General features: G+C 32.5%; 6 protein-coding genes. 2 read left to right on the forward strand and 4 right to left on the reverse strand.

All coding sequences use genetic code 11. The features are described from left to right. The 3 genes from rny to ACOYLT_RS08955 form a co-directional block, all read right to left on the reverse strand. Positions 1-1,556: ribonuclease Y (gene rny, locus ACOYLT_RS08945; protein WP_422853515.1), on the reverse strand; the 1,556-nt coding region annotated here is incomplete at its 3' end. 210 nt (positions 1,557-1,766) lie between these two features. Next, positions 1,767-2,060 carry a cell division protein ZapA gene (locus tag ACOYLT_RS08950; RefSeq protein ID WP_422853516.1) on the reverse strand — a complete coding sequence of 98 codons (294 nt, stop codon included), beginning with the start codon at positions 2,058-2,060 and terminating at the stop codon, positions 1,767-1,769. A 4-nt stretch (positions 2,061-2,064) separates the two neighbouring features. After that, on the reverse strand, positions 2,065-2,355 hold the full coding sequence (locus ACOYLT_RS08955; RefSeq protein ID WP_422853517.1) for a hypothetical protein: 291 nt from the start codon (positions 2,353-2,355) through the stop codon (positions 2,065-2,067). A gap of 185 nt (positions 2,356-2,540) precedes the next feature. On the opposite strand from ACOYLT_RS08955, the gene ACOYLT_RS08960 reads away from it, so the two are divergent. Beyond that, positions 2,541-4,238, forward strand: a complete 1,698-nt coding sequence (locus tag ACOYLT_RS08960) for a M23 family metallopeptidase (RefSeq protein WP_422853518.1) — start codon at positions 2,541-2,543, stop codon at positions 4,236-4,238. A gap of 9 nt (positions 4,239-4,247) precedes the next feature. Continuing rightward, positions 4,248-6,728, forward strand: a complete 2,481-nt coding sequence (locus ACOYLT_RS08965) for a TonB-dependent receptor (protein WP_422853519.1) — start codon at positions 4,248-4,250, stop codon at positions 6,726-6,728. 157 nt (positions 6,729-6,885) lie between these two features. Here ACOYLT_RS08965 and ACOYLT_RS08970 read toward each other — a convergent pair whose 3' ends face one another. Then, on the reverse strand, positions 6,886-8,715 hold the full coding sequence (locus tag ACOYLT_RS08970; protein ID WP_422853520.1) for an ABC transporter ATP-binding protein: 1,830 nt from the start codon (positions 8,713-8,715) through the stop codon (positions 6,886-6,888). Positions 8,716-8,735 lie beyond the last annotated feature (20 nt).

The following is an 8,735-nucleotide window of genomic DNA, read 5'->3' on the forward strand; positions in this document are numbered from 1 at the left end:
GCTATATTAACCGCTCTAGTTTCACGAATTACGGTAATTTTAACCTGCCCAGGATAAGTCATTTCAGTTTGAATTTTTTGCGAAATTTCAAAGGAAAGACTAGCAGCATTGTCATCGCTTACTTTTTCACTTTCCACAATCACACGAAGTTCTCGTCCAGCTTGAATAGCATAAGCATTTTTAACGCCATTAAAACCAAAAGCAATGTTTTCTAAATCTTTCAATCTTTGGATATAAGAATCCAACACTTGACGTCTTGCGCCCGGTCTTGCCCCTGATATGGCATCACAGACTTGAATTATAGGCGAAATTAAATATTTCATTTCAATTTCGTCATGATGCGCTCCAATGGCGTTGCAAACTTCTTCTTTTTCTCCGAATTTTTCGGCCCATTGCATTCCTAATAAGGCGTGTGGTAAATCACTTTCTGCATCTGGCACTTTTCCGATATCGTGCAGTAAACCAGCGCGTTTCGCTAGTTTAACATTCAATCCTAGTTCGGCTGCCATAATACCACAAAGTTTGGCAACTTCGCGTGAGTGTTGTAATAAGTTTTGTCCATAAGAGGAACGGTATTTCATTCTTCCTACTACTTTTATTAATTCTGGGTGTAAACCATGAATTCCTAAATCGATAACCGTACGTTTTCCAACTTCTGCAATTTCCTCATCAATTTGTTTGGTAGTTTTTGCCACCACTTCTTCAATTCGAGCTGGGTGAATTCTACCGTCAGTTACTAATTTGTGTAATGACAAGCGCGCAATTTCTCTTCTAACAGGATCAAAACAAGAAAGGATAATAGCCTCTGGCGTATCATCTACAATAATTTCAACACCAGTTGCTGCTTCAAGCGCACGGATATTTCTTCCTTCACGACCAATGATTCTTCCTTTTACATCATCAGATTCTATATTGAAAACTGATACACAATTTTCAACTGCTTCTTCCGTTCCTACACGTTGAATTGTATTTATGATTACTTTTTTAGCTTCTTGTTGGGCTGTTAGTTTTGCTTCTTCAATAGTGTCTTGAATGTGAGACATGGCTTTTGTCTTGGCTTCTGCTTTTAAGCTTTCTACCAATTGTTCTCTGGCATCTTCAGCAGAAAGTCCTGAGATAACTTCAAGCTGTTGTACTTGACTTTTATGAAGCTTTTCAAGTTCTTGCTGCTTCTTATCTAACAACTCAATTTTTGAAGTGTATTCTGTTGTTTTTGCTTCGTAATCGTCGTTAACTTTTTTAGCTTTTGCTAATTCACTCGAAACTTGAGACTCTTTATCTCTTACTCTTTTTTCAACTTCAGCTATTCGTTTATCTTTTCCTAAAATCTCTTGTTCATGTTCTGACTTTAACTCTAGAAATTTTTCTTTGGCTTGTAAAAGTTTGTCTTTTTTTATATTCTCGGCTTCAAGATTGGCATCTTTTATTATAGATGCTGCTTCTTTTTGAGCATTTTTGACCGTGTTGGATATATTGCTTTTTTCTAAGAATTTTGCAATTCCAAAACCTCCAGCAATTCCTGAGATTAACCCAATTATTATAAATATAGTTTCCATTTTTTTTGTTAGTGTTTATATATAAAAAAAGCCTACATTAGGTAAATGCATAAACTCGTAAGGACAAGTTTTGAGCTAACTCGTTGGTCAAGTTTCTCTGCCGTGGCGGAGCATGCTTTAGTAACGATGATTTGCTCATTCTAAATTGTTAGTGTTGAGTTTACCAATTAAAATCTAATGTAGGCGGTGTTGTAATCTATGTTAAGAACGTTATTTTTTTTCGAGATATTGTACTACTAAATCATTAATTTTTTTCAATCTATCCAACTCTTTACTATCAATGGAACTGTTAACTTGCTTTTGTTCTACTTGAGAAGCAAATTGTAAAGCACACATAGCTAATACATCTTGTTTGTCGCGAACAGCATAGTTTTCTTCGAATTGCTTAATCATAGCATCAATTTTTTTAGAAGCACTTCTTAGTCCTTCTTCCTGAGACACATCTACCGTTAACGGATAAACTCTGTCTGCAATTGATAATTTTATTTTAAGCTTTTCATCCATGTTTTTAGTCTGATAACTGCGCTATACAGTAATCTATCTCTCGGATTAATGAATTTATTTTAAGCTTCGTATCTCTTTTATTTTCTTCACCGCCTAATAATGAATTAGCTATTTTAAGTGAGTCACATTCTGATTTTAATGTTACAATTTCATCAGTCTGATTTTTAATTTTTGATGCAGATTTTTCCAATTCTTCTTTTAATAGAACAGATTTATTTTCCAAACTATCTATTTTCATAAAAAGTTTTTCAATTCTATTTTCAAGAGAATCAATAATTTCTGCAATTTCACTCATAAATTACTTCTTTCATTACTTACCTTACAAAGTTAGAATTCTATTTTGTTTGTACAATAGTTTTGGCAATTATTTATTTAATAGTAACAGACATTTTTATAATAATATGTATATTAGACAGTTAAAAAATATTTTAAATTGTAAATTTTATCCATTTTTAATTAACTTAGCTAAAAGTACTTTTTATGAAAAATAGTTGGCTGGTTATTTTATATTCTCTTTTTTCTTTCGGACAAAATCAGTATCCAAAAGACTATTTTCGTTCACCACTGGATATTCCTTTACAACTTTCAGGTAATTTCGGTGAATTGAGACCCAACCATATTCATTCTGGTTTTGATTTTAAAACACAACAAAAAGAAGGTTTATATGTTTATGCTACAGCTGATGGCTATATTTCGCGTATAAAAATTTCGCAAGCTGGCTATGGAAAAGCCATTTATATTACTCATCCCAATGGTTATACTTCTGTCTATGGTCATTTACAGTCTGGATTTGGTGAGATTGAAAAATTCATTAAAAATGAGCAATACAAGGCAAAATCTTATGAAATTGAAGTTTTACCAACTTCGAATGATTTAATTGTACACAAGGGAGATTTAATTGCTTTATCGGGAAATACTGGAGGTTCAGATGGGCCACATTTACATTTTGAAATTAGAGATACGCAATCGGAAAAAATTATCAACCCAATGTATTTTGGATTTGAGGACCTTTTATTAGATAAAAAAAGGCCTCAGGTTACTAGTTTGTGGGTTTATCCTATTGATGGTACTACTATTGTAAATCAATCTAAAAGACCTTTTTTATTGAGTGTAACGCAACAAGAGGATGGTTCTTTTATTTCTGAAAAAGTTACGGCACAAGGTAATATTGGTTTTGGCATTACTAGTATTGATTTTGACAATGTATCATGGAATGCGAATGGAATTTTTAGTGTTAAAACTTTTTTAAATGGTAAACCAGATTTTGGGTATCAGTTTGATACTTTTTCTTTTGACGAAACAAGATATGTCAATGCTTTGATAGATTATACCAGATATAAAAAATTAGGACAACGTGTACAAAAGCTTTTCATGAAAAACCCTTATCCTCTGAGTTTAATTCATTCAGGAGAATCAAACGGAATTATTAATGTTAGCTCTAATATTTCTCAAACCTATCGAATTCAAGTTTCTGATTTTGCAGGAAATAGGACAGAGCTATTTGTTCCTATACAATATTCTAGTTTGCCCGAAAAGATACAACAGGCACCTGTGACATCTAAATATTTGGTTAAAGTGAAAACGGACAATATTTATGCTGCTGAAAATGTTACAGTTACAATTCCGGCCCACACTTTTCTGGATGATTTTTATATGAATTTTGATGTCAAGGAAAGAAAATTAAACCTTCACGAAGATATTGTACCTGCTTTTAGCAATTTTCAAATCACCTTTGAAGATAGTTTAGCAACCGATAATGACAGAGAAAAAATGTTTATTGGTTTGGTTGATGGCAAAAAAACTTACTTCTACAATACTAAAAAGTTTAAAAAATCGTTTACTATTTATACCAAATATTTGGGAGACTATAAATTAGTTAAAGATAGTGTTGCGCCAAAACTTAAAATTGCCAAAAACATTGAAGGAAAATGGATTAGTAATCAAAAAGAATTAGGATTTACAACCGTTGATGATATATCAGGCATTAAAACTTATAATGGATATTTGAACGGAAAATGGATATTACTCGAATACGAAAGTAAAACCAACCAACTAACACATCATTTTTCAGATGGCATTGTTGATGAAGGAAAAAACGATTTAAAAGTTGTCGTTACTGATAATGTTGGAAATTCTACTATCTTTGAAACACATTTTTTTAGAAGTCAAAAACCTTAAAGTTATAGTTTGAGAACAAATAAATTTCTTTTTACGCTCCTTTTTTTAACCCTAAGCCTCCATGTTTTTGCACAAAATCCAACTTCCAAAGTAGCCGGAATTGTATTAGATGAGAACAATAATCCAGTTGAAAATGTAAACGTAAGTTATCAAACCAAATCGGTCACAACAGATTCAAATGGTTTTTACGAAATTAGCGTTCCAGCAAATCAAAAAGTGGTTTTGGTTTTTACTCACGTTTCCTTAAAAAACATTACAGCAACCCTGCAATTAAAACCAAATGAGAATTTCGAATTCCATGTCATGATGAATGACAAAGCGGAACAACTGAATGATGTTGTGATTACTAGTAACAAAAGACGAGTTCAAGGAATAACTTCCATAGAGCCTGAAACTATAAGAAGAAATACAAGTGCCATGCCAGGTGTTGAAAGTGTTTTGAAAACATTTGCTGGTGTAAATGCCAACAACGAATTAAGTTCGGGATACAATGTTCGTGGCGGTAATTATGATGAAAACTTAGTTTATGTTAATGAAATAGAAGTTTATCGTCCTTTCTTGATACGCTCAGGGCAACAAGAAGGATTGAGTTTTACCAATACAGCTATGATTCAGAATGTAGATTTTTCTGCGGGTGGATTTCAGGCGAAATTTGGAGATAAATTATCTTCTGTTTTAGATATAACCTATAGAAAGCCGACAAAATACAGTATTGCTGCCGAGGCTAGTTTCCTTGGTGGAAGTTTAACAGGAGAAGGTATTTCTAAAAATAAAAAATGGTCAGTAATAACAGGAATTCGTTATAGAGATAATTCACTTTTGGTGAATAGTCAAGAAACACAAACTAATTTCAGACCCACTTTTGCCGATGTGCAAACCAATGTAAATTTTATGCCAAATAAGCAATGGCAATTTAGTTTTTTAGGCAATGCATCGCAAAACAAATACAACTATCAACCGTTAACACGTCAAACCAATTTTGGCACCATTGATGAGCCAATAGCGTTACAAATTTTTTATGAAGGCCAAGAAAAAGATAAATACCAAACACTTTTTGGAGCTTTCAAGACAACTTTTGTTAAAGATGATAATAACATATTTAAACTCATAACTTCAGTTTATCATACCCAAGAACAAGAGTATTTTGATATATATGCTGCTTATTATTTGGGAGAAGTTGATACTAATATTGGTTCGGAAACACTCGGACAAGTAACTTTCAATCGTGGAATTGGCACTCAATTAAATCATGCTCGTAATGATTTGGATGCCCTAATCGTAAATGCCGAAGTAAAAGGAACTCATTTTTTGAAAAATAAAAAATATCAAATCGATTGGGGATTTAAATACACACGAGAAAATATTAGAGATAGAATAGTAGAATGGGAAGTAATTGATTCCGCAGGATTTTCAATCAATCCTCCCATCATTAATTTGCCTCATAACGATCAACCTTATAATCCCTATATTGGACCATTGGTTCCCTATCAAAGTGTGAGAGCTACAAATTTTATTGACATTAATAGATTTTCAGGTTTTACACAATGGAATACCAAAACAACTATTGGAAGCAGTCAGTTTTGGGTAACTGCTGGTGCCCGTTTTCATAATTGGATGGTTGCTGGAGATGGAATTTCTAATGCGAAAAACCAAACCGTTTTTAGTCCAAGAGCTCAATTTGCCCTCAAGCCTGATTGGGAGAAAGATATGTTTTTTCGTTTAGCCATAGGCTATTATTATCAACCGCCTTTTTATCGAGAATTAAGAGATTTGAATGGACAAGTCAATCCCAATGTAAAAGCGCAACAATCTATTCATTTTGTATTGAGTAACGATTATAATTTTAAAATGAATAATCGCCCTTTTAAATTAGTCACAGAAGCTTATTATAAAAGCATGAATGATGTAAATACCTATACATTAGAAAATGTTAGAATTCGTTATCGTGCCAATAATGATGCAACGGCTTATGCTTATGGATTAGACATGAGGTTGAATGGAGAATTCGTTCCCGGAACTGAATCTTGGTTGAGTTTTGGATACATGAAAACAGAAGAAAATCAGGATGACAGAGGTTACATTGCACGTCCAACAGACCAAAGATTAAAGTTTGGTATTTTATTTCAAGATTATATGCCAAACATTCCCAATATGAAATTGTACTTGAATTTGGTTTACAATACAGGTTTGCCTGGCGGTTCGCCTTCCTATGCTGATGTTTATACCTATCAAAGTCGATTAAGAGATTATCGTCGTGCTGATGTTGGGTTTTCCTATATTTTAACCGAAAGAAATAATGAAAGAAATGATGGACATTGGTTAAAGAAATTTCAGGATTTATCTGTAGGTTTTGAGATTTTTAACTTGTTTGACAATCAAAATGCTATTACTAATACTTGGGTTCGAGATGTGTATACTAAAAACCAGTATGGAATTCCAAATTATATGACTACAAGAGTTTTTAATATCAAATTGACGGCAAAATTGTAGTAATAATTCACTGTTTTAGAGTGGATAAACTTTTTAAATCTCTACATAAATAATTTTTGCGAAAGCAATAAATTAATAAATTTCAACAAGTCCAAGTATTTCCATACAACCGTATCAGGATTTTCAGAAATTTTGATATTTGATTTGTTGCTATATATTAGTCAAAAGATTGCATAGAAACCAGTTTGGTATATGTTCCGTTTTTAGCTATGAGCTCCTCGTGTGTTCCCTGCTCAACAATTTCACCTTTTTTCATGACTACTATTATATCGGCTTTTTGAATGGTGGAAAGACGATGTGCAATGACTACTGAAGTACGGTTTTGCATCATATTTTCCAGAGCAATTTGAACTAATCTTTCGCTTTCAGTATCCAATGCCGAAGTTGCTTCATCCAGAATCATTATAGGTGGATTTTTCAAAACAGCTCTAGCAATTGATAATCGTTGTTTTTGTCCACCTGAAAGTTTATTCCCGCTATCGCCAACGTTGGCATAAATTCCTTCGGGCAACTCTTTTACAAATTCATAAGCGTTGGCAATTTTCAAGGCCTCAATAACTTCATCGTCAGTAGCATTCAATTTTCCTAAAGAGATATTCGCTTTTATGGTATCATTAAATAAAATAGAATCTTGAGTTACCAATCCCATTAAACTTCGAAGCGATAGTAAATCCAAATCTTTTATATCCACATTATCAATTGTAATTTTTCCTTCATTTACATCATAAAATCGGGTCAATAAATTGGCAATAGTACTTTTTCCAGAACCCGATTGCCCAACAAGTGCCACTGTTTTTCCTTTGGGTACTTCTAGTGAAAAGTCCTTCAAAACATTTTCTTCATTGTATCTGAAGTTGATGTTCTTTATGGAAATTCCAGTTTCGAAAGTTTCTTTATGGATGGCATTTTCTTTGCTCGTTATATCATTTTCTTGTTCCATCAAACTGAAAACTCTTTCAGCAGCTGCAAGTCCACTTTTTACTTGGTAAGAAGCTTTTGATATAGCTTTTGCTGGGGTTAAAATGGTATAAGCCAAAGCAATATAAGTAATAAATGTTGTTGATGTTAATGAATGTTCTACAATTACCATTTGGCCGCCATACCATAATAAAGTAGCAATTGTTAGTATACCCAAGAATTCACTCAACGGAGATGCTAAGTTGTTTTTGTTCCCAATACTGTTCGTTAATTTCAATAATCTATTAACAGAGAAATTGAATTTTGAAATGAAAGTTTCTTCAGCATTATAACCTTTAACGACTTTTAATCCGCTTAAAGTTTCATCAAGCACTGAAATGTAAACTCCGTTTTCTTGTTGAGCAGAAGTTGACTTTGCTTTTAGGTTTTTACCCACTCGGGATATTAAAAATCCAGAAATGGGTATAAAAATAAAAACAAAAAATGTCAGCTTAGGGCTTATGATAAACATAGTAATTATAGAAAATAGAATTGTTAAAGGTTCTCTAACAACTAATTCTAATACCTGAAAAAATGAGTTCTGAACTTCATTAACATCGCCAAGCATTCTAGACATAACATCGCCTTTTCTTTTTTCTGAGTAAAAAGAAATAGGTAAGTGGATGATTTTATTGTATAATTTTTCTCGAATATCTCTTAACACGCCATTTCTTAATCGAGTAACATGGTAGGATGCAAAATAATTGGCAGCATTTTTTAAAAATGCTGTGGATATAATAATCGAAATAACAAATAACAAAGCAATTTTGAAATCATAATTTGCTGTAAGCGATGTTATTTTATAGTTCAAAAATTGCTCGGAATACTGTTTTATGCTTCCAATTCCGTTAAAGATTGGTGGTGATGTTACTTTTTCATTTAGTCCAAATAGAACATTTAAAGTTGGTATCATGGATACCATCAATAAAGTTGAAAAAAGAGCATAAAAAATATTGAAAAACACATTAAAAAAAATATTTTTCTTGTAGGTGAGCGCAAAAGGAATTAACTTTTTTAGATTGCTATCCATTAGTTTAACTGCATTTCTGA

Origin of the sequence: Flavobacterium sp. (assembly GCF_049318185.1) — a bacterium.
In the GTDB taxonomy this organism is placed as follows: Bacteria; Bacteroidota; Bacteroidia; order Flavobacteriales; family Flavobacteriaceae; genus Flavobacterium.